This window comes from Rhizobium sp. 3T7 (assembly GCF_020166565.1).
GTDB lineage: Bacteria > Pseudomonadota > Alphaproteobacteria > Rhizobiales > Rhizobiaceae > Rhizobium.
On sequence record NZ_JAIQXS010000001.1, the window covers coordinates 529,485 to 551,068 of the forward strand.

Genomic DNA, 21,584 nt, shown 5'->3' on the forward strand with positions numbered 1-21,584 from the left:
CGCCGGCGCCTAGAGAGAGCCGGCGAATATTTCCTGCATACGTTTCAATTCAGGAAGCCGCAGTTTAGCTTCCTCGTAGCCGCGCTCGATCGCTTCTCCGGCGCGGTGGAACTCTGACAAGCCGATATCGCCGAGGCGCGGCTGAATCGATATATCCGGCGGATCGCCTGCAAGGCGCGCACGCGCAATCCTGTCCTGGATAATGTTGAACGCCTGCACCATCACACCGGTCATGCCGAGCCTGGCATAGGGCGCCTCTTCGCGCCGGTGCACTTCGGATGGCGAGAGGGTGGCATTGTGCCGGACGACGGCTGATCGACCATAGAGATCGTAGTTCAGGTTGACCGCAACCACGAGCGGCTGCTCATAGGCGCGGCATACGGAAACGGGAACCGGATTGACCAAGGCGCCGTCGACAAGCGTCCGCTGGTTGCTGCGAATGGGTTCGAAGATACCGGGGAGGGCATAGGAGGCGCGAAGCGCCGTGATCAGCGATCCATTGGCGATCCAGACCTCGTGCCCGGTGTTGACCTCGGCAGCGACGGCCACGAACGGCCGGTCCAGATCTTCGACGTTCAGGCCCTCCAGATGTTCCTGCATGCGCTTTGTCAGCCGCATGCCGCCGAACAAGCCGCTGCCGCCGATCGTCAGGTCGAGCAGGCTGGCAATGCGCCGCATTGTCAGCGAACGTGCAAATCCTTCCAGTTCATCAAGCTTGCCGGCTAGATAGCAGCCGCCGACCAAGGCTCCGATCGAGGTTCCGGCGACCATGCCGATCTCGATGCCTTCCTCGTCCAAGGCGCGTAGGACACCTATATGCGCCCAACCGCGCGCGGCACCTCCTCCCAGTGCAAGGGCAAGTTTGGTTTTTTTGGGCGCAGGCGCGGGAATGGCGGGAGCGGTCATGTCTGGCGCTGTCGGGGTGCTGGTGTTGGACGTGCCTACCTCGGAGCTTTGGCGGTACAAACCCCAATTCAGCATGGCTCGCCTCCCTCCCGGCAAACAATCAAAAACGAACTATATTAGTGGCCCGCGTCCCTTTCCAATTCGTATATAGGCGTAGATTTTGGCCCAATAAGAGGCAATTTTCGGCTTTTAAGAGTCTTTTCCGTAAACTTCATTGGGATCGAACTGGAGCTCATCATCGACAATCTCGAGCATCGGCTTGCCCTCTTCGAGGTTGACGGTTCTATAGAAGCAGGACCGGCGGCCGGTATGACAGGTGGCATCGTGGCCAGCGACCTCGACCTTCAGCCAGATGGCATCCTGATCGCAATCCGTCCGGATTTCCTTGACCATCTGGGTGTTGCCAGAAGTCTCGCCCTTGATCCAGAGCTTACCCCGCGAGCGGCTGAAATAATGCGCCTTGCCGGTCTGGATGGTCAGGGCGAGAGCCTGTGCATTCATATGCGCCACCATCAACAATTCGCCATCGGTAGCATCGGTGACGATCGCGGTGATCAGACCCCGATCGTCAAACCGCGGCGTGAAATCGCCCGCGTCCTCGAGTTCTGATTTATCGTCGGACGGTGTATTGAACGCAAACGGCATCATCGCGGCTTTCTTAATCGAAGCCGTATTCAGCGGCCCCGGACCATAGACATGAATCGGGCTTGATCAGCCGGCTCAGTTTTGAACGTTCCGGTAAATGTTGTCGTCAATGTGGTCGAGCCCTGCTTTTGTACACCGCGCATCGCCATGCACATATGTTCGGCCTCGATCATGACGGCGACGCCGCGGGGAGCGAGCGTGTCGTCGATGGCCTTTGCGATCTGGGCGGTCATGGTTTCCTGCGTTTGCAGGCGGCGACCGTAGATTTCGACGACCCGCGCGATCTTCGAAAGGCCAAGGACCTTGCCGTCGGGAATGTAAGCGACATGCGCCTTGCCGATGATCGGAACCATGTGGTGTTCGCAATGGGAGAAGAAGGGAATGTCTCTGACCAGGACCATGTCGTCGTAGCCGGCAACCTCTTCAAAGGTGCGGCCAAGCACGTCTTCCGGGTCCATATCATAGCCGGCGAAAAGTTCGCGATAGGCTTTTGCCACGCGCGCCGGGGTATCCAGCAGGCCTTCACGCGACGGATCGTCGCCAGCCCAACGCAGGAGCGTGCGGACGGCGTCCTCGGCTTCTCTCTGGCTTGGCCGATCGGCTTCTAGATCGGCGGGGGCCTGCGGAAAATTCTTTATGATGGCGTCCATATGCAACAGTCTCCTGATCCGCTTTTGCGGACCGTCTTTCGGACTAGCCACTGGCAATTCCACTCAAGGGAATTCATGCACCTTTGGCAGGCTCCGGGGCTTTCAGGGCTTGAATTGCTGCCCGTCCGGCACGGTTTCCCAATCAAACTTAGCCGAGGCCATTGCATTTTTCTGGCCTTCGACCGACATACATATAGGAAAACGGCATCCTTATGTAAGTCTCCCGGCACGACACGCTGTGTTTTTCTTTTGTGCTACAATGAGTTTTGAGGCGCCGATCCGCATGAATTCTGGAGCGGAATCCACGATGGACGATATCTACAACAGCAAAATCCTCGAATTTGCGGGCAACATTCCACTGATCGGCAGCCTGCCGGACGCGGACGCCAGCGCCCAGGCGCATTCCAAGCTTTGCGGCTCCAAGGTCAAAATCTGGCTGAAAATGGACGGCGGCACCGTGACCGGATTTGCGCATGACGTCAAAGCTTGCGCGCTTGGACAAGCATCCTCTTCGATCATGGCGCGCCATGTAATCGGCGCCGATGCGAGTGAGCTACGCAAGGCGCGAGAGGATATGCTGGCGATGTTGAAGGCGGACGGCGAGGGGCCGGAAGGCCGTTTCGAGGACATGCGCTATCTCCGCCCCGTCAAGGACTACAAAGCGCGGCATGCCTCCACAATGTTGACCTTCGATGCCGTTGTTGACGCAATTGGCCAGATCGAGGCCAAGCGCGCCGAAACGGTCGAGGCCTGAGCGGCATAGCCGATGTGCGAATTCTGTTCGATCAATCGCGATGACGACGAGGACGAGGGTGGCGCCGCCGCGCCCCGTAGACCCGCACGCTCCTACTCCCGCAATTACTCCGGCCCGTTCCGCAAGACACCGGGGAGGTTGGTCGGAGTGGGCTTTATTCGCGCCTATCAGCTGACGCTCTCTGGTTTCATCGGGAATTCATGCCGCCACATTCCGACTTGCTCTGAGTACGGTTATGAGGCAGTTGCGCGCCACGGGTTGTGGAGCGGTGGATGGATGACACTGTTTCGCGTCGGGCGTTGTGGACCCGGAGGCACCAGCGGACTCGACCCGGTTCCCGAGAAGCTCGGCGAGCACTTACACTGGTGGACACCGTGGCGCTACCTCGCGTTGGGGCGCAAGGCAGCAGAGAGATGACGCAGGGCGCATCTCGGGTATTTCGCGGTCGTCACGATGTCGCCGATGCCTTCCACAAGCGCATCGATGCAGCCCTCAAGCATAACCTTGACGATCTTCCTAAGAGCGGCGACGCGGAGTTCTGGAAAGCATGATCTACGTTGCGCTGCTGCATAGTATCGTGCTTGCGCCCGGTCGCCGCGTGGTGATGTCCGACCTTCGCGACATGGCCAAAAATATCGGTTACCGAGATCCGAGGACGCTGGTTTCGACCGGCAATATCGTGTTCGAGGCGGACGCCTTGCCACTGGCGGGCATTGAGGCAAGGCTGGAAGCCGCGTTCAAAGCGAGGTTCGGCAAGCCCGTCGATATTATCGTGCGCGAAGGTACCGACTGGTTGAAACTTGCAAAGTCCAATCCATTTCTGGACGGTGAGGGCAGCCAGGTGATCGTCCGTGTGATGCGCAAACCGCTCGACCCCGCCACCATCGAGGCGCTTCGCCCTTATGCCGATCCGAGGCAGCGTCTGGCGCTCACCGGCGGTGATCTCTGGATCGATTTTGCCGGAAAGCCAAGCGAATGGAAGCTGCTTTCGGCACTGACGACCAAGCGCATGGGCGTCGGCACGCTGCGAAACTGGAACACGGTTCGCGGCCTTGCGGAAATGATCGGCTGAACCGGCTTCTTCTTTACTCAATCGGCAAATCTCGGTATCAGGCGGCGGCGCATTCGTGCGGACGAAGCGCTTCATTGCAACCACCCGCATTCGTTGGCGGGACTGGACAAGGAGAATTCTAGATGTCCCAATCCGTTTCCCTGACATTTCCCGATGGTTCCGTGCGCAGCTACGATGCTGGCGCAACCGGTAACGATGTCGCAGAATCCATTTCCAAGTCACTTGCCAAGAAGGCAGTCGCGATTGCGATCGACGGCCAGGTCCGCGACCTTTCCGATCCGGTGACGGCAGGCGCGATTGAAATCATTACCCGCACCGACGGCCGCGCGCTGGAGCTGATCCGGCATGACGCAGCCCACGTGATGGCGGAAGCCGTGCAGGAGCTCTGGCCCGGCACGCAGGTAACGATCGGCCCGGTCATCGAGAACGGTTTCTACTACGACTTTGCCAAGAACGAGCCCTTCACACCGGACGATCTGCCAAAGATCGAAAAGAAGATGAAGGAGATCATCGCTCGCAACGCGCCGTTCACGAAAGAAGTCTGGTCGCGCGAGAAGGCCAAGGAAGTTTTCGCCGCCAAGGGTGAAAGCTACAAGGTCGAGCTCGTCGATGCGATTCCCCAAGGCCAGGATCTGAAGATCTACTACCAGGGCGACTGGTTCGACCTGTGCCGCGGGCCGCACATGGCGTCCACCGGCCAGATCGGCACGGCGTTCAAGCTGATGAAAGTGGCCGGCGCCTACTGGCGCGGTGACAGCAACAATCCGATGCTGACCCGCATCTACGGCACGGCATTCGCCGAGCAGGCAGATCTCGACAATTACCTGCACGTGCTTGCCGAAGCCGAGAAGCGCGATCATCGCCGCCTCGGCCGCGAAATGGACCTTTTCCACTTCCAGGAAGAAGGTCCGGGCGTCGTTTTCTGGCACGGTAAGGGATGGCGCATGTTCCAGACGCTTGTCGCCTATATGCGCCGCCGCCTCGCTGAAGACTACCAGGAGGTCAACGCGCCGCAGGTGCTCGACAAGTCACTCTGGGAAACTTCCGGCCACTGGGGCTGGTACCGCGACAACATGTTCAAGGTCACGGTTGCCGGCGACGATACGGATGACGACCGTGTCTTCGCGCTGAAGCCGATGAACTGCCCCGGCCACGTGCAGATCTTCAAGCACGGCCTGAAGTCTTACCGCGAACTGCCAATCCGTCTTGCGGAATTCGGTACCGTTCACCGCTACGAGCCGTCGGGCGCTCTGCATGGGTTGATGCGCGTGCGTGGCTTTACGCAGGACGACGCGCACATCTTCTGCACCGACGAGCAGATGGCAGCCGAGTGCCTGAAGATCAACGATCTGATCCTGTCCGTCTACAAGGACTTCGGCTTCGACGAGATCACCATCAAGCTTTCGACGCGCCCCGAAAAGCGTGTTGGTTCGGACGGCCTTTGGGATCGCGCCGAAAGCGTGATGACTGATGTGCTGGAGACGATCCAGCAGCAGTCGAACAACATCAAGACCGGCATCCTGCCGGGCGAGGGCGCGTTCTACGGTCCGAAGTTCGAATATACGCTGAAGGACGCGATCGGCCGGGAATGGCAGTGCGGCACGACGCAAGTCGACTTCAACCTGCCGGAACGCTTCGGTGCGTTCTACATCGACAGCAACTCGGAAAAGACGCAGCCGGTCATGATCCACCGCGCCATCTGCGGCTCGATGGAACGCTTCCTCGGCATCCTGATCGAGAACTTCGCAGGACACCTGCCGCTGTGGGTATCGCCACAGCAAGTGGTTGTTGCGACGATCACCTCCGAGGCCGATGCCTATGGCGTCGAAGTTGCGGCAGCACTTCGCGACGTCGGCCTGACGGTCGAGACTGACTTCCGTAACGAGAAGATCAATTACAAGATCCGCGAACATTCCGTTACGAAAGTTCCGGTCATCATCGTCTGCGGCAAGAAGGAAGCGGAAGAGCGCACCGTCAATATCCGCCGTCTCGGCAGCCAGGAGCAGACTTCGATGTCGCTTGACGAGGCGATTGCAAGCCTCGGGCTCGAAGCCACGCCACCAGACATCCGCCGGAAGGCGGAAGCCAGGAAGGCCAAGGCAGCCTGAGCTGCCTCCAGCCCTAAAATACAAAACCGCCCGGTCTTTAACAGGACAGGGCGGTTTTTCTTTGTCTGCGATACTCTGAAAGCCGATTACTCCACGTCGTCGCCGGTGCCGGCGCCGCTCTGCAATTGGTCGTAGGAGGGCAGCGGCGCTTGCGTCCTCGGCGAGGCGTCACCCGTTGGCGGCTGTTGATCGGGCTGAACCTGCACCGTTTTAGCGGCTTCGGTCGGCGCTTCGGGTTGTACGTCCTTCATCAGCACTTCGACATCGGTGTTCTTGCCAGCCTCAACCTTGAAATCGCGCTGGTAGATCTTGTCCTTGTTTCGAGCGACGGCAGAGTATTCGCCTTCGGCAAGGACCATCGTCGGGAAGGCGCTAACGCTCTCGCCGACACTATCACCAGCGGCGGTCAGGATCGACCAGGCAGTATCGGCAATCGCTTCGCCACCAGCATCGGATACGAGTTTGAAGGTGATCTGCGCGGCTTTGTGCTGGATCGTTGCTTCTGTCAGCTTGCCGGCCTCCACCTGGATGTCAGCACGGATCGATGCGTTGGTGTCGCCGTATTCGGAGACGATGTGGTAGGTCCCGGCATTGAGACGAACTACGGTGTTGGGCGGCACGTCAGCCATGACAAGACCGCGCTCGCCGTCCTCACGCACCTCAGCGGAATAAATCGAGAAACTGAGCTGATCCGGCCGAATGCGCACGTCTGAGCCCGATACGGCGTTCAACAGCAAGCCACCGGCTTCCAGCACCATCGTCTGCTTGTCGACCTGACCGTCTTCGGGAACCGTTAGCTTGCGGGTAACACCAGCGCGGCCGAAGGAAACATTGACGAAATAATCTCCTGGCGCGAGCTGGAAGTCCGCCGAGCCACCCTGTGAGGATGCGATCAGCGGCAGCTTGCCATCGGAGCCCGTCATGGGGCTAAACACATACCAGGATAGTCCGTCCTGAACCGCATCGCCATTGGCCGTCAGCTTTGCCTCAAGGGCGACCTCGTGCAGCTTCGAACCCTGCGGCGCCGTACCCGGCGCGATAAAGGCATTCAGCTTCGGCATCTTCGCCGTCGTATCCAACTGCTTGAAGGTCTGGAAGGCATCCTGCGCCTGGCTGCTTAAAGGCAGTAGAGCGGTGAAAGCCAAGGCCAGGCTTATGCGTGCATATGGCGAAATGCCAACCATGTGTCGTGCGAACCAATTGACATCTGAAATCACAGAGGCCACTTCAAGACCAACGCGATGGCAAATTCAAGACCCATCCGAAATGCTGTCATGAAAATGGAAGCCTCTCCCGCATGAAATCCGATATCAAGCTGATCGACTATCTCGGTGTCCGCCGTTCTATTCCCGCGTTTCAGATGTGCGGGCCGGGGCCCGACAAGGCCGAGATCGAAGAGATTTTGCGCCTGGCGTCCCGTGTGCCTGATCACGGCAAGCTCGCGCCTTGGCGCTTTATCGTCTATCGCGGCGAAGAGCGTGCCCGGATCGGCGAAGAGCTTCTGAAGCTTGCACTCGAGGCCAAGCCAGAGCTTTCTGATGAAATGATACAAGTGGAACGTACCCGTTTCACGCGCGCTCCTGTCGTCGTTGCCGTCGTCAGCAAGGCCGGCCCGCACATCAAGATCCCCGAGTGGGAGCAGTTGATGTCTGCCGGCGCAGTCTGCCTCAACATCATCTTTGCCGCCAATGCCCATGGATGGGTTGCCAATTGGCTGACCGAATGGTTCGCCTACGACGAACGCGCCTACGAGCTCCTCGGCGTCGGGCCGGGCGAGAAGATCGCAGGCTTTATTCACATGGGCTCGACGACGTTTCCTGCCATCGAACGCCCGCGTCCGGAGTTGACCGAGACGGTCACCTGGGTTGGCGGAGAGGACTGATGTTCTATAACACCGATACGAACCGGCACGGTCTGGCGCATGATCCCTTCAAGGCGATTGTCGCGCCGCGTCCAATCGGCTGGATCGGCAGCAAGGGAAGTGATGGCTCGATCAATCTCGCGCCGTACTCTTTCTTCAATGCGATCTCCGACCGCCCGAAACTCGTGATGTTTTCCTCTGCCGGTCTCAAGCACAGCCAGAGGAATGCGATCGAAACCGGCGAGTTCACCTGCAACTTCGTGAGCCGGAACCTGGTGGAGAAGATGAACGTTTCGTCGGCGGCCGTCGACTACGGCGTCGACGAGTTTGCGCTTGCCGGTCTGACGGCAAGGAGGGGTGATCTTGTGGATGCGCCCTATGTCGCCGAAGCCTTTGCCGTTCTCGAATGCAAGGTAACGGAAACCCTTGTGCCGAAGTCACTCACCGGCGGGGATTCCGAGAACATCATGGTCTTCGGCCAGGTTATCGGCATCCGAATCGACGAAACAATCATTCGCGACGGCCGCCTCGATATGACGATCGCTAGGCCGATCGCGCGCATGGGTTACATGGACTACAGCGAAGGCTGCGACGTATTCGAAATGTTTCGGCCGCAGCTTTGAAGCTTAACGAACATGGTGAACCAATCATAAACTTTTTGCCCGTAGCGTAATCTCACTGATTGGAGTGCGAGAGAATCGCATTCGGGCATGGGGCACACGGGTGATCGTAGAAGCATTTCTTCGTTGGGCGGAAACCGCCAAGGCCGGAGACAGGGCCCGTGCGGCCAATGCCCTCGGCAGAGCCTATTTGCAGTCCGAGATGGCTGCAGCAGAACGCGCGGCCGCCGAGATGGCCATGACTTTCCTGCTCGACGACCCGTCCCCCAAGGTCAGGCTGGCTCTTGCCGAGGCGATCTCGTGGTCGCCGGATGCACCGCGCGCCGTTATTCTCTCGCTCGCAGCGGATCAGCCCGAAATTGCATGCCACGCCGTCACATGCTCGCCCTTGCTGTCGGATTCCGATCTGGTGGATTTTGCTGCCGGCGGTAGCGACGTTACGCGAATGCTGATTGCAGCGCGTGGCACGATCTCACGGCCAGTCGCCGCCGCACTTGCTGAAATTGGCGAAGAAGAGACCATCATCTGCCTTCTCGAAAACGAAGGAGCTGCGATCGCACCTTACTCGCTCAAGAGAATCGCCGAGCGTCTCGGCCACCATTGCGAGATCCGCAATCTGCTGCTGGATCGTGGGGATTTGACTGCGGACGCTCGCCAGTTGTTGACGCAGCATGTCAGCGTCGCCCTCGTCAATCTACCATTGGCGCAAGCGACGATCGATCCGAGCCGGCGGCATCGGATCAGCCGGGAGGCCAACGAAGCCGCTGTCGTCTCGATTGCAGGCGAGCTTACGCCGCGCGAGATTTCAGACCTTGTCGAACATTTGCGGGTAAGCGGCCAGCTGACGCCGTCCTTTCTGATACACGCCCTCTGCTCCGGCAAGGTGGAGTTCTTCGCGGCCGCAATTGTCAACCTTACGGGTTGTGACGAGCGACGCGTTCGCTCCATCCTTGCAACCGGGCGCATGCACGCCGTGCGTGCCCTCTACGAATCGGCCGGCCTTACCCGCGAAATCAGCGTGATTTTCGTCGAGGCAACGCTGCTGTGGCGGGAAGCTTCGAAGAATCTTTCCGCCGCCATGCTGGGCGACGTCTGCGGCAAGCTGCTCGAGAAGTTCCGTTGGCATGGCACGCACGGTGCTGCCCAAGAACTTCTCGAGATGGTCGAGAGGCTGCACATGGCGGAGCAGCGGCAGCATGCGCGCACGTACGCTCAGGTAGCATCTCTCGCGGCGGCCTAGGGGTAAAGCCGTTTCGCGACCCAGGAATAGCCTCCCGAGACAAAATGGACGGGTGAAACCAGCACTGTTTTCATATCGCTGCCGGATGGTAGATGTGCACGTACCTGGCCTGCCACCCGATCAGCGAAGACCGACAACCGGCCTTGTGTTTCAGCTGGTGCGGGCGGTTTTGGTATGTTTTCTACGACAGCCCTTCGTGTGTCCGGGGGCGTAGCGGGTTTCGGCGGCTCGCAAACGGCAATGACTGTTGGGTAGCTTATATTTGTAAAGTGCTTCAGCTGCCTCTCCGAGTCAGCGTCGCACATCGCAACTGTCTGCCACTGTTTCTCGACCGTGGCGATGAAGTTGCATTTTGTAACCGAGTCGTTGCACCCTAAGATGGTCATTGCAACCAATACCGCTTGCATAATATCGCCTTATGAATATTGAAAACTCTGCCTCTTAGAGACTGTAATTCCAACGGAATGAAGGCGCCCCAGCATTAACTTTTCGTCATGCGGGAGCGCGCGCCAAGACAGGAAAATCCCGTGTCCATCACGATTGCTCTGGAACCACCGCGCCAGGAAGGCGTGCTCCGTCTCCTCGACATGTCCGACACCTATGCGCAGTCGCTGTATCCACCAGAGAGCAACCACCTCGTCGACATCTCGACGTTGGAAAGGCCGACCGTCAGCTTCTTCGTCGCCCGCAACGATAACGCAATCGTCGGCTGCTGCGCGCTGGTCGAGGTTGGCGACGGAACGGCGGAGATCAAACGCATGTTCGTTGACCCGGCCGCGCGTGGCTTGAAGGTGGCAAGCAAGCTGATGAAGGAGCTCGAAGCAGCCGCAACTGAAAAGAGACTTTGGGCCGTTCGGCTCGAAACTGGCATCTACCAGCCGGAGGCAATCGCTCTCTACCGCAAATATGGCTATGTCGACATCGAGCCGTTCGGCAGCTACCTGCCGGACCCACTCAGCCTGTTCATGGAAAAGCGGCTCGCCTGATCACTCAGCCGCGCGAGACGCTGGCGGGGTCTGTTCGTCGATCATCACTTGTGGCCCGGTTTCCGCATCGTGAACCTCGTGCATCCACTCTCGCCAGATCGCGACAATCAGGGCCATCAGAACCGGCCCGATGAAGAGGCCGAGGAAGCCCATGGTCTTCACGCCGCCCACGAGGCCGAAGAACGTGGGCAGGAATGGCAATTTGATCGGGCCGCCGACGAGCTTGGGGCGCAGCGTCTTGTCGACAATGAACAGCTCGACCGTTCCCCAAACAAAAAGACCGACGCCGGCAACGTGTGAGCCACTGGCGAGCAGATAGACGGACACCAGCGTAAAGGAAAGCGGCGCACCACCCGGTATCAAGGCCATGATGCCAGTCAGGACGCCGAGCGTGACAGGTGAAGGGACACCGGCGATCCAATAGGCGACGCCAAGCACGATGCCTTCGCCGATAGCGATCAGTGTCATGCCCATAACGGTCGAGCTGATCGTTGCCGGTACGACCCGGGATATCCGCTCCCAGCGGTTGGGGAGGATGCGCTCGCCAAGCATATCGATCTGCTGCGAGAAGGCGGAACCATCGCGGTAGACGAAGAACAGCGCAATCAGCATAAAAAGCAGCGTCAGCAGCAGGTGGAAGGCGCCGCCGCCTGCGGCGAGAATCGCCCGATAGATGTTGCCGATGTTGGCGCCGCTGACAGCCTGGATGACCTCACCCATGGAGCCGGGGCTGCCGATGTATTTGGTCCACAACTCGTCGAGATAAGGGCCAGCGAAGGGCAGGGCGATGATCCACTGCGGCGTCGGCGCGCCCGATCTGTTTGCATGCACAGCCCAGGCGACCCATTCCCGCACCTCGCCTGTCGTGTAGGTCACGGCAAAAACGATGGGCAAAACCAAGAACGTGACGATCAGTACAATCGCGATGGTGGCAGCGATTGTTGTGTTTCCGCCGACACGCTCGAGCAATCGGCGGTAAAGCGGCCAGCTCGCAAAACCGATGACTAGCGCCGCAAGCACGGGGACGGCAAAGCCGTAGAAGAAGTAAACGCCAGCCGCGACAACGAGAACCAGCAGCCAGCGCGCTGCAGAGATCGAGGGAATTAACGGCGTGCGGGCAGGGCCCGAAGGGCCGAGCCATCGCGACTCGCGCTGGATATTGTTGTTCGGAAGGCTCACGTCGTTCTTTTCCCCCTGTTTTGACTATGGATATGGGCCATGCGTCCCTCGCGCGCAAGCACAATGACGGATTTATGCCGTCGACTGGCGCACCCGAGATCCCCGGCGATCTATACTACGCTCCTTAGCCCCATTCTCCGCAATCAATATGACAGAAATCCTGCAACAGCGTTGCCAAAATTCATTTCACCAGATAGTTTGGATCCATGGATACAAACACGATTGCAACGGCGCTGCGGCGTGAAATAGAAGGCGGGCGCCTGCAGCCAGGAACAGTCCTGAAGCAAGAGCTCCTGGCGCAGCGATTTGGTGTCAGCCGGCAGCCGGTGCGTCAGGCGCTTGATCGACTGCTGGCGTCGGGCCTGCTCGACCGGCGGCCGGATCGAAGCCTAGCTGTCGCCGGTTTGACGGAAGAGCAGGCGCGCGAGCTCGCCGATATCCGCGCGGCGTTGGAAAGTATGGCACTGCGTGGAGCGCTGCCGACCCTCGGTGATAGCGACTTGCGCAAGGCGCAGCGTCTCAATGAAGATCTGGTTGAAGAGGAGGACCCTGCTACCCTGGAAGAGCTGGATGTCGCTTTTCATCGAACGCTCTATGGGCGATGCGGCAATGCCCGCCTTCTTTCTATGATCGACGAACTGCGACGTGAATCGCGTCGCGCCTACTCGAGGCAGCCGAAAGGCTCCGATGAGCGCGTCATCCTCCATACCGAGCATCACGCCATCATCGAAGCCTGCGCACGTCGCGACGAAGCCGCAGCGCTGCAAGCATTGTCGGATCATTTGCAAATGACAACGGCGCGCCTGACGCGCGAAGGAGAATGACAGATGACGACGTTTTCCGCAGAGGTTGCGTGGGAGCGGGGCGCGGCAAGTTTTATCGACGGACGATACAGCCGCGGACACACATGGAGCTTCGACGGCGGTGCCACCGTCGCCGCCTCCGCTTCGCCACACAATGTGCCGCTGCCCTATGCCGTGGCTGAGAATGTGGATCCGGAAGAGGCGTACGTTGCGTCGCTGTCGAGCTGCCACATGCTGTTCTACCTCTGGCTTGCTTCCAAGAAGCGCATCATGGTCGACAGCTATGTCGATGCAGCAACCGGCCTCATGGAAACCGTGCAGGGCAGAACGATGGTGAGCCGTGTCGAGCTTCGGCCGCAGGTCACTTACTCAAGCGACAATCCGAGCCGTGAACTCGAAGAAAAACTGCATCACGAGGCGCACGAATTGTGCTTCCTCGCCAACTCCGTGAAGACGGAGATTACCGTACGCCTCGACTAGACGTTCTAGATATCTAGGTTTTCCGCAAAGGCAGCACGATCCTGAATGAACCGGAATCGAGCTTCCGGCTTCGTTCCCATCAGGTCGTCGACCGCCGTGCGCGTGCCCTCGAAATCCACCTCGTCAATCACCACGCGCAACAGCGTGCGCTTGCTTGGGTCCATGGTAGTTTCCTTGAGCTGCGCCGGCAGCATTTCGCCGAGACCTTTGAAGCGGCTGATTTCGACTTTGGCCTTGCCCTTGAACTCGGTCTCCATCAACTCGGCCCGGTGCGCGTCGTCGCGGGCATAAGCCGACTTCGCGCCCTGGGTGATCTTGTAAAGCGGCGGCACGGCAAGAAAGAGGTGACCGCCACGGACCAGCTCGGGCATCTCCTGATAGAAGAACGTGATGAGCAACGATGCAATGTGAGCGCCGTCCACATCGGCGTCGGTCATCACGATGATGCGTTCGTAGCGAAGGTCTTCTTCGCGATACTTCGAGCGTGTGCCGCAGCCGAGCGCCTGCACGAGGTCAGCCAGCTGCTGGTTGGCGCCAAGCTTTTCGCGGCCGGCACTGGCGACGTTGAGGATCTTGCCGCGTAGCGGGAGGATCGCCTGGTTGGCACGGTTACGCGCCTGCTTGGCCGAGCCGCCTGCCGAGTCGCCTTCGACGATGAAGAGTTCGGCACCCTGGGCGGTGTTCTGTGCGCAATCAGCAAGCTTGCCGGGCAGACGCAGCTTGCGCACGGCCGTCTTGCGGTTGACTTCCTTTTCCTTGCGACGGCGCAGGCGTTCCTCCGCGCGCTCGATGACCCAATCGAGCAGCTTGGCTGCTTCGTTCGGATTGTCGGCGAGGTAGTGGTCAAACGGATCGCGAAGTGCGTTTTCAACGATGCGCTGAGCTTCAACGGTCGCAAGCTTGTCCTTCGTTTGGCCAACGAATTCAGGTTCGCGAATGAATACCGACAGCATACCGACGGCCGAGATCATCACGTCATCGGTGGTGATCTGGGCGGCGCGCTTGTTCTGCGTCAGATCGGCATAGTTCTTCAGGCCCTTGGTCAGCGCGATACGAAGGCCTGCCTCGTGCGTGCCACCTTCGGGTGTCGGGATGGTATTGCAGTACGAATGGACCTGAGGATCGCCACCGTACCAGGTGATCGCCCACTCCAGCGAGCCGTGACCGCTGGTTTTCTCCGTCTTGCCTGCGAATATCTCGCGAGTGACAGTGAATTCCTTGCCCATCGTCGCCTGCAGGTAATCCTTCAGGCCGCCGGGGAAGTGGAAGACCGCCTTATCAGGTATCTCCGAGCCTTGCGGAAGCACACCTTCTTCGCAGCTCCAGCGGATTTCCACGCCGCCAAAGAGGTAAGCCTTGGAGCGTGCCATACGAAACACGCGCCCCGCGTCGAACTTCGCGTGCTCGCCAAAAATCTGCGGATCGGGGTGAAAGCGAACACGCGTGCCGCGACGATTATGGACGTCGCCGAGTTCCTCCAGTTCGCCCTGCGGCAAACCGCGGGAGAAGCGCTGGCGGTATAGCTTCCGGTTACGCGCAACCTCGACTTCCAACACGTCGGAAAGCGCGTTGACGACAGAAACGCCAACGCCGTGGAGGCCGCCGGATGTCTCGTATGCCTTGCCGTCGAACTTGCCGCCAGCGTGCAGCTTGGTCATGATGACTTCGAGCGTCGACTTGCCCGGAACCTGCGGATGGTTTTCGACGGGTATCCCGCGTCCGTTGTCGCTGACTGTCAGATAGCCCTCGCGGTCGAGATACACTTCGATAAAGTTGGCGTGGCCGGCGACCGCTTCGTCCATCGAGTTGTCGATCACCTCAGCGAACAGATGGTGCAGGGCCTTTTCGTCGGTGCCGCCGATATACATGCCCGGACGCATGCGAACGGGCTCGAGTCCCTCGAGAACGCGGATCGAGGACGCACCGTAGTCGTCGGATGTCGAGCTCACGGGCGCCGGACGCGAAACCGCAGCAGCGGCCTCGGCGGGCGCTGCCTTTGGCGGCTCGGCAGGCTTTGGAGCCTCCTCCTGCTTCGGTGTCAGGGGCAGTCCGGAAAAGAGGTCGTTGCTATCGTCCATGGGGTCGTTCAGATCTTCGTCCTGTTTAGGGCAGGCGGCTTATGCCATGCCTGACCCAAAATCACCGCATTTGATGTCACGTTTGCGAATCAGGCAGATTCTGCCAGAAAGCGCCTTGTTACGCGACGCCGCCCATCCGGCGGACTTTCTCAGGAATTGGTTTGCGTTGATGGGCGTGGAATGGCAAGCGGCCACAAGGCTCAGGGAACCATGCGCATGCGAATGTCCACAAGTCATTGTTCCATTATCGCCGCAATTGCGGCCTTTTTCCTAGCGGCGTCAACAAGCGGCCAGGCCGCTGAGCGGCTGCCGCCCTTTAAGGACGATCTCTTTTCCACACAAAATGTGCTGGAGACGAGCAACGGTGGCTCGCTCGATGTCATCGAGTACGACGAGATGCGCGACATCAACGGCCGCGATCAGATACCCCAAAAACGTGCCCAACAAAAATACGTGTCTCTCGGCATCAGAAAGCAGCAATCGGATGAGACGTTGCAGCTTGGCGGCCAACGGCTCGATGTCACCCGGGTGGGACAAAGCTCGGGAGCCGCATTTACGGTCATCTTCGTTCACGGACGCAACGGCGACCGGCGTCTCGGCGCCAACGACTACAGCTTCGGCGGAAACTTCAATCGCTTGAAGAACCTAGTGGCCGGCAACGGCGGCGTCTACTACTCGCCGTCGGTCAAGAGCTTCGACAGCGATGGAGTGGCCGCGATTGAAGGTCTGATCGGTTACGTTTCCAAACAATCGCCCGGTAAGCCGGTCATCCTGGCCTGTGCGTCCATGGGCAGCCAGGTCTGCTGGGGTATCAGCCGCGATCCGGATAGCGCAAAGCGCCTCAAGGGGATGGTGATCCTGAGTGGCGTTGCCGATCCGGATTTTGCCAAAAGTCCTTTCTTCAAGGCCAGGCTGCCGCTTTGGTTCGCGCATGGCAGCCGCGATCCCGTCTATGCGGCGACAGACCAGCAGACGCTCTTCGAGAAGTTGCTGAAGGCAGGTTACCCTACGCATTTCACGCTCTATCAGACCGGCAATCACGGAACGCCGATCCGCATGATCGATTGGCGCCGTACGCTAAACTGGATACTGGGTTCCTGACGGTCGCTCCGAAGACAGGAGGCCGGATGACATACACCGCGTCCCGCTTTATGATTTTCAGCAACATCAGCCCCAAATTTTAAGCATCTGCGCGACAAAAAGCCGTTATTTCCTTTAACGAAAGGGGCGAAACCTTTTCATTGATCCCTGCTTTTGCTAAGGCCGCTCGATACGTGGAAGATTGGAAGGCTGGCATGACACCTGACGTGCGCCCGCTCGTGGCGGGAAACTGGAAAATGAACGGCACGCGTGCCTCCCTCGACCAGATCAAGGCGATCGCTGAAGGTGTTGAGGGGCAACTTTCCGCGAAGGTGGAGGTGCTGATCTGCCCTCCGGCGACGCTGCTTTATGTGGCCACGGCGCTCTGCACAGATAGCCCGCTCGCAATCGGCGCGCAGGATTGCCACCAGAATCCGTCGGGCGCCCACACCGGCGATATCTCGGCCGAGATGATTGCGGATTGCTTCGGCACCTACGTCATCGTCGGGCATTCGGAGCGGCGCACCGACCACGCCGAGACCGACCATCTTGTTCGTGCCAAGGCAGAGGCTGCCTTCGCCGCGGAACTAACGGCGATCGTCTGCATCGGTGAAACGGCTGACGAGCGCAAGGCCGGCCAGACCCTCGACATTATCAAGCGTCAGCTTTCCGCCTCGGTGCCGGATACCGCGACACCGGTGAATACGGTCATTGCCTACGAGCCCGTCTGGGCGATCGGCACCGGTGTCACGCCGACCGTGGAAGACGTCGAGAAGGCTCACGCCTTCATGCGTTCCGAGCTCGTCGCCCGCTTTGGCGATGCCGGCAAGGAGATCCGTATCCTCTATGGCGGCTCGGTCAAGCCAAGCAATGCGAGAGAATTGATGGGCGTCGCGAACGTCGATGGCGCCCTGATCGGCGGCGCGAGCTTGAAAGCGACCGACTTCCTCGCCATTTACGGCGCATACGAAGCGTTGCTTGCTTAGAGCCGTGTATATTCCGAGCCGAAGGGCTTGGAATAGCGGATGACCTCATGTAAAGAGCGCCAGAATTTTACTTTATGCCCGCCGCGCGTGTGGGCAGGACTGGACCCATGCAGACCGTTTTGATTGTCATCCATCTCATGATCGTGCTGGCGCTTGTAGGCGTCGTGCTCATCCAGCGCTCCGAAGGCGGCGGCCTCGGTATCGGCGGCGGTTCGGGCTTCATGTCTGCCCGCGGCACGGCCAATGCGCTGACGCGCACGACCGCGATCCTGGCGGCGCTGTTCTTCATCACATCGCTTGGTCTCGGCATCCTCAACCGCTATGAGAGCCGTCCGACGGATATTCTGAACCGTATTCCGGCGACGAGCGGGCAGGGCAACGGCATCCTCGATTCGCTCGGCGGCCAGAACGGCAACACCGCTCCGGTCGCACCAGCTCCGGCCCCGCAGAGCAACAACGGCGTTCCGACGGGCGGCGCATCCGCTCCGGCTCCGGCAGCAACCGCGCCCGCAGCCCCGGCACCTGCCGAAACGGCCCCGTCCACTCAAACTGCTCCGGCAGCACCGCAGGCCACCACGCCTGCCGCTCCGGCGCCCGCCACCGTCCCAAGCGGACAGTAAGCGGCAGACAGCATAAACCGCCGGCAGGCCTTCGGGTCTGCCGGTTTTCTTTTGTTCAGATTCCACGCTGGCGCCAAAAATTCTGGAAATGAATTTTTGGGCTGGTGGAATCGTTTTTGAAAAGGTATCCGGTGAATCCCATGGCGCGATACGTATTCATCACTGGCGGCGTGGTTTCCTCTCTCGGTAAAGGAATTGCGGCCGCGGCACTCGGAGCGTTGCTGCAGGCCCGTGGTTACCGGGTGCGGCTTCGCAAACTCGACCCCTATCTGAACGTGGACCCGGGCACCATGAGCCCGACCCAGCACGGCGAAGTCTTCGTCACCGATGACGGTGCCGAAACTGACCTCGATCTCGGCCACTACGAGCGCTTCACCGGGCGTTCGGCGACCAAGACCGACAACATCACCACTGGCCGCATTTATAAGAACATCATCGACAAGGAACGCCGCGGCGACTATCTCGGCGCAACCGTTCAGGTCATTCCGCACGTCACCAACGAGATCAAGGATTTCGTCACCGAAGGCAATGACGACTACGACTTCGTCATCTGCGAGATCGGCGGCACGGTCGGTGATATCGAGGCCATGCCCTTTATGGAAGCGATCCGCCAGCTCGGCAACGACCTCCCGCGCGGCACGGCGATCTACGTCCACCTGACGCTGATGCCCTATATTCCGGCCGCAGGCGAGCTGAAGACCAAGCCGACGCAGCATTCCGTCAAGGAACTGCAGGCACTCGGCATTCATCCCGACATCCTGCTGGTCCGCGCCGACCGCGAAATTCCGGAAGCGGAACGCCGTAAGCTCTCGCTGTTCTGCAATGTCCGCCCGTCCGCCGTCATCCAGGCGCTCGACGTCGCCAACATCTACGACGTTCCGATCGCCTACCATAAGGAAGGCCTCGACAACGAAGTGCTGGCAGCCTTCGGCATCGAGCCGGCACCGAAACCGCGCCTCGATCCGTGGGAAGAGGTCTGCAACCGGATCCGCACGCCGGAAGGCGAAGTCACGATCGCGATCGTCGGCAAGTACACCGGCCTCAAGGATGCCTATAAGTCGCTGATCGAAGCGCTGCATCACGGCGGCATCGCCAATCGCGTCAAGGTGAAGCTCGAATGGATCGAATCGGAGGTCTTCGAAAAGGAAGACCCGGCGCCTTACCTTGAGAAGGTCCACGGGATTCTCGTTCCCGGCGGCTTCGGCGAGCGTGGCTCGGAAGGCAAGATCCATGCGGCTCGCTTTGCGCGCGAACGCAAGGTGCCGTATTTCGGCATTTGCTTCGGCATGCAGATGGCCGTCATCGAAGCAGCCCGCAACCTTGCCGGCGTGGATAGCGCGTCTTCGACCGAATTCGGCCCGACGAAGGAGCCGGTCGTCGGCCTGATGACCGAGTGGGTGAAGGGCAATGAGCTGCAGACGCGCACGGCATCGGGCGATCTCGGCGGCACGATGCGCCTTGGCGCCTACAAGGCTACGCTGAAGAAGGACACCAAGATCTCCGAGATCTATGGCTCGACCGATATTTCCGAGCGCCATCGCCACCGCTACGAAGTCAATATCGATTACAAGGATCGTTTGGAAGACTGCGGTCTCGTCTTCTCGGGAATGTCGCCGGACGGCGTGTTGCCAGAGACGATCGAATATCCGGATCATCCCTGGTTCATCGGCGTCCAGTACCATCCTGAGCTTAAGAGCCGCCCACTCGATCCGCATCCGCTATTCGCAAGCTTCATCGAAGCGGCGACCGAGCAGAGTCGCCTGGTCTGATCAATAAGAGACCGCCTCGCCATATCGGCGCGGCGGTCTTTTCAATTGGCGTGCCGTCGGTATCTTGCGTCGGATGAGCCAAGATCGCAGACCGACTGTTTCCCAGATCATTCACGCACCGCCCAGCGCGGTCTATGCGGCCTTCCTCGATGCCAAGGCCGTGGCTATATGGCTGCCGCCAGGCGAGATGCGCGGCATTGTACATGAGCTCGAGGGCAGGGAAGGCGGCGCCTTGAGCCTGTCGCTCGTCTATCCGGACGGAGAGACCGACATGGAGGGCAAAACCTCGGAGAAGACCGACCTGTTCCGCGAGAAAATTGCGCAGCTCATCTCGAACTCTCCCGTCGTCTGGAAGACGGTATTCAATTCCGACGATTCGGCCTTCCAGGCGAAATGACGATCCGCACCCATATGCGACCGACCGCGGACGGCACAGAGGTACCATGGTCACCGAGCACATTCCGATTAGAATATGCTTGGAAGACAACGAAATGGGCTGCCGCCAGACACTGGAGCAACTGGCGGCATATGTGACGGGATAGAATGTGTTGCGACGACAGCTCAGCAGGCAGGGCCGCCGGGCTATGTTGTGTCGACCATCACGCCGCTCGCGGCAGCGGCCCGATATAAACCGAACGCGGCCGGATAAGCCGACCTTCGAGTGCCTGTTCGCGCGCATGCGCGATCCACCCTACCGTCCGGCCGATCGCAAATACGCCGGTGAAGGCCTCTCGCGGAAATCCAAGCGCATCGAGCAGCAACGCCGTGTAGAATTCGACATTAACATCAAGCGGACGATTCGGCTTGCGCTCCTTGAGGATTGCGAGCGCCGCGTGCTCGACAGCTTCAGCAAGGTCGATCCGCTCGCGATCGACCTGCGCGGCCAAGACGAGCGACCGAAGAGCCTGCTTCAGGGCATCGGCGCGCGGATCACGCACCCGGTAGATGCGGTGGCCGAAGCCCATCAGGCGTTCGCCGCGGTCCAGTGCCTGGCCGAGCCAGTCGCGTGCATTCTCGTTGGTTCCAATCGCGTCGAACATATCGAGCACAGGGCCAGGGGCGCCGCCATGCAGCGGTCCCTTGAGGGCGCTCAGCGCCGCAAGCACCGATGAGGTCAGGCCGGCGCGCGTCGAGGCGACGACGCGCGATGCGAAGGTCGAGGCATTCAGTCCGTGGTCGGAGATGGTCACCAGATAGGCATCGAGTGCAGCCGTCTGTTCCGCGCTCGGCAATTGGCCGGTCAGCATGCGCAGGATGTCGGTCGCCTGAGAAAGGGAGCCGTCCGGCGCTACCGGGCCGTTGCCAGCCTGCAGACGGAGGATCGCCGGCAGGAAGACGGCAGGCGCAGCCAGCAATCGAAGGGCGGCCTCGAAATCCTCGCCATCTTGCAGGCGAGCGATGAGAGCCCGCATGACTTCCACAGGCGGCAAAGCCAACAACTCCGAATCGAGCGTCGTCACGTGCGCGAACAGGCGCTCCCGCATTTCGCCCAACCGCCGGTCGAGATCTGCTAGAGCAAAGTGCCGCTCCGTTAGTCCGTCGAGCAAGAGGGCGACAACGCTTTCATAGGTTGCTGTAGACACGAGATGATCGAGCGACACACCGCGGATGATCAAGCGGCCCGCTTCGCCGTCCACATCGGAGAGTTGCGTTTCAGCCGCGATGACATCTTCCAAACCGTTCTTCATGGTGCTTCTCCAATGAAAGAACACAAGGGGTAAACACCAGCATTTGCGGGCTTTTCCTC

Annotated in this window: 23 protein-coding genes and 1 pseudogene; 16 read left to right on the plus strand and 8 right to left on the minus strand. The window is 59.9% G+C overall.

The window, feature by feature from the left end:
* Positions 1-9: 9 nt before the first annotated feature.
* From K9B32_RS02640 to folE, 3 genes are all read right to left on the minus strand, one after another.
* The gene (locus tag K9B32_RS02640; protein ID WP_224560322.1) at positions 10-981 is read right to left on the minus strand and encodes a patatin-like phospholipase family protein; all 972 of its coding nucleotides are present in this window, start codon (positions 979-981) and stop codon (positions 10-12) included.
* Between the two features lie 114 nt (positions 982-1,095).
* Positions 1,096-1,554, minus strand: coding sequence for a phosphoribosyl-AMP cyclohydrolase (gene hisI / locus K9B32_RS02645; protein ID WP_224560323.1), 459 nt, complete (start codon positions 1,552-1,554; stop codon positions 1,096-1,098).
* A gap of 26 nt (positions 1,555-1,580) precedes the next feature.
* Entirely contained in the window at positions 1,581-2,201 is a 621-nt protein-coding gene (gene folE, locus K9B32_RS02650) for a GTP cyclohydrolase I FolE (protein ID WP_224560324.1), read from the minus strand.
* A gap of 307 nt (positions 2,202-2,508) precedes the next feature.
* Between folE and K9B32_RS02655 the strand changes: the two genes are divergently transcribed.
* The 5 genes from K9B32_RS02655 (at position 2,509) to thrS (ending at position 6,135) form a co-directional block, all read left to right on the plus strand.
* On the plus strand, positions 2,509-2,955 hold the full coding sequence (locus K9B32_RS02655; RefSeq protein ID WP_224560325.1) for an iron-sulfur cluster assembly scaffold protein: 447 nt from the start codon (positions 2,509-2,511) through the stop codon (positions 2,953-2,955).
* 12 nt (positions 2,956-2,967) lie between these two features.
* Positions 2,968-3,372, plus strand: coding sequence for a membrane protein insertion efficiency factor YidD (yidD, locus tag K9B32_RS02660; protein WP_224560326.1), 405 nt, complete (start codon positions 2,968-2,970; stop codon positions 3,370-3,372).
* The gene (locus K9B32_RS02665; protein WP_224560327.1) at positions 3,369-3,506 is read left to right on the plus strand and encodes a hypothetical protein; all 138 of its coding nucleotides are present in this window, start codon (positions 3,369-3,371) and stop codon (positions 3,504-3,506) included. The genes yidD and K9B32_RS02665 overlap by 4 nt, the downstream gene beginning before the upstream one ends.
* Positions 3,503-4,027 (plus strand): DUF1697 domain-containing protein, encoded by a 525-nt coding sequence (locus tag K9B32_RS02670; protein WP_224560328.1) that lies wholly within the window; start codon positions 3,503-3,505, stop codon positions 4,025-4,027. The genes K9B32_RS02665 and K9B32_RS02670 overlap by 4 nt, the downstream gene beginning before the upstream one ends.
* 122 nt (positions 4,028-4,149) lie before the next feature.
* The gene (gene thrS, locus K9B32_RS02675; protein WP_224560329.1) at positions 4,150-6,135 is read left to right on the plus strand and encodes a threonine--tRNA ligase; all 1,986 of its coding nucleotides are present in this window, start codon (positions 4,150-4,152) and stop codon (positions 6,133-6,135) included.
* 86 nt (positions 6,136-6,221) lie between these two features.
* On the opposite strand, the gene K9B32_RS02680 is transcribed toward thrS, so the two are convergent.
* Positions 6,222-7,319: a hypothetical protein gene (locus K9B32_RS02680; RefSeq protein ID WP_224560330.1), complete on the minus strand. Its 1,098-nt coding sequence runs from the start codon at positions 7,317-7,319 to the stop codon at positions 6,222-6,224.
* A 113-nt stretch (positions 7,320-7,432) separates the two neighbouring features.
* On the opposite strand from K9B32_RS02680, the gene K9B32_RS02685 reads away from it, so the two are divergent.
* The 3 genes from K9B32_RS02685 (at position 7,433) to K9B32_RS02695 (ending at position 9,856) form a co-directional block, all read left to right on the plus strand.
* Entirely contained in the window at positions 7,433-8,017 is a 585-nt protein-coding gene (locus tag K9B32_RS02685; RefSeq protein WP_224560331.1) for a nitroreductase, read from the plus strand.
* Positions 8,017-8,619 (plus strand): flavin reductase family protein, encoded by a 603-nt coding sequence (locus K9B32_RS02690; RefSeq protein WP_224560332.1) that lies wholly within the window; start codon positions 8,017-8,019, stop codon positions 8,617-8,619. The genes K9B32_RS02685 and K9B32_RS02690 overlap by 1 nt, the downstream gene beginning before the upstream one ends.
* Before the next feature lie 100 nt (positions 8,620-8,719).
* Positions 8,720-9,856: a DUF2336 domain-containing protein gene (locus K9B32_RS02695; protein ID WP_224560333.1), complete on the plus strand. Its 1,137-nt coding sequence runs from the start codon at positions 8,720-8,722 to the stop codon at positions 9,854-9,856.
* Here K9B32_RS02695 and K9B32_RS02700 read toward each other — a convergent pair.
* The gene (locus K9B32_RS02700) at positions 9,853-10,263 is read right to left on the minus strand and encodes a hypothetical protein (protein ID WP_224560334.1); all 411 of its coding nucleotides are present in this window, start codon (positions 10,261-10,263) and stop codon (positions 9,853-9,855) included. The genes K9B32_RS02695 and K9B32_RS02700 overlap by 4 nt on opposite strands.
* Before the next feature lie 120 nt (positions 10,264-10,383).
* Here K9B32_RS02700 and K9B32_RS02705 point away from each other — a divergent pair, with 120 nt between their 5' ends.
* Positions 10,384-10,842: a GNAT family N-acetyltransferase gene (locus K9B32_RS02705; protein ID WP_224560335.1), complete on the plus strand. Its 459-nt coding sequence runs from the start codon at positions 10,384-10,386 to the stop codon at positions 10,840-10,842.
* Here K9B32_RS02705 and K9B32_RS02710 read toward each other — a convergent pair whose 3' ends face one another.
* On the minus strand, positions 10,843-12,021 hold the full coding sequence (locus tag K9B32_RS02710; protein ID WP_411969672.1) for an AI-2E family transporter: 1,179 nt from the start codon (positions 12,019-12,021) through the stop codon (positions 10,843-10,845).
* Positions 12,022-12,227: 206 nt separating this feature from the next.
* Between K9B32_RS02710 and K9B32_RS02715 the strand changes: the two genes are divergently transcribed.
* Both K9B32_RS02715 and K9B32_RS02720 read left to right on the plus strand, forming a co-directional pair.
* Positions 12,228-12,845, plus strand: a complete 618-nt coding sequence (locus K9B32_RS02715; protein ID WP_224560336.1) for a GntR family transcriptional regulator — start codon at positions 12,228-12,230, stop codon at positions 12,843-12,845.
* Between the two features lie 3 nt (positions 12,846-12,848).
* Complete coding sequence (locus K9B32_RS02720; RefSeq protein WP_224560337.1) at positions 12,849-13,304, plus strand: OsmC family protein; 456 nt, start codon at positions 12,849-12,851, stop codon at positions 13,302-13,304.
* Positions 13,305-13,309: 5 nt separating this feature from the next.
* Here K9B32_RS02720 and parE read toward each other — a convergent pair whose 3' ends face one another.
* Positions 13,310-15,382 (minus strand): DNA topoisomerase IV subunit B, encoded by a 2,073-nt coding sequence (parE, locus tag K9B32_RS02725; RefSeq protein WP_224560338.1) that lies wholly within the window; start codon positions 15,380-15,382, stop codon positions 13,310-13,312.
* Between the two features lie 216 nt (positions 15,383-15,598).
* Between parE and K9B32_RS02730 the strand changes: the two genes are divergently transcribed.
* The 5 genes and pseudogenes from K9B32_RS02730 (at position 15,599) to K9B32_RS02750 (ending at position 20,379) form a co-directional block, all read left to right on the plus strand.
* Positions 15,599-16,483 carry an alpha/beta hydrolase gene (locus K9B32_RS02730; RefSeq protein WP_224560339.1) on the plus strand — a complete coding sequence of 295 codons (885 nt, stop codon included), beginning with the start codon at positions 15,599-15,601 and terminating at the stop codon, positions 16,481-16,483.
* A gap of 194 nt (positions 16,484-16,677) precedes the next feature.
* Positions 16,678-17,448, plus strand: coding sequence for a triose-phosphate isomerase (tpiA, locus tag K9B32_RS02735; protein WP_224560340.1), 771 nt, complete (start codon positions 16,678-16,680; stop codon positions 17,446-17,448).
* A 107-nt stretch (positions 17,449-17,555) separates the two neighbouring features.
* Positions 17,556-18,068 carry a preprotein translocase subunit SecG gene (gene secG, locus K9B32_RS02740; RefSeq protein WP_224560341.1) on the plus strand — a complete coding sequence of 171 codons (513 nt, stop codon included), beginning with the start codon at positions 17,556-17,558 and terminating at the stop codon, positions 18,066-18,068.
* A gap of 140 nt (positions 18,069-18,208) precedes the next feature.
* On the plus strand, positions 18,209-19,837 hold the full coding sequence (locus K9B32_RS02745; protein WP_224560342.1) for a CTP synthase: 1,629 nt from the start codon (positions 18,209-18,211) through the stop codon (positions 19,835-19,837).
* 73 nt (positions 19,838-19,910) lie between these two features.
* Positions 19,911-20,379: pseudogene (locus K9B32_RS02750) on the plus strand (SRPBCC domain-containing protein).
* A 57-nt stretch (positions 20,380-20,436) separates the two neighbouring features.
* Here the strand turns inward: K9B32_RS02750 and K9B32_RS02755 are convergent.
* Positions 20,437-21,525, minus strand: coding sequence for a citrate synthase/methylcitrate synthase (locus K9B32_RS02755; protein ID WP_224560343.1), 1,089 nt, complete (start codon positions 21,523-21,525; stop codon positions 20,437-20,439).
* Positions 21,526-21,584 lie beyond the last annotated feature (59 nt).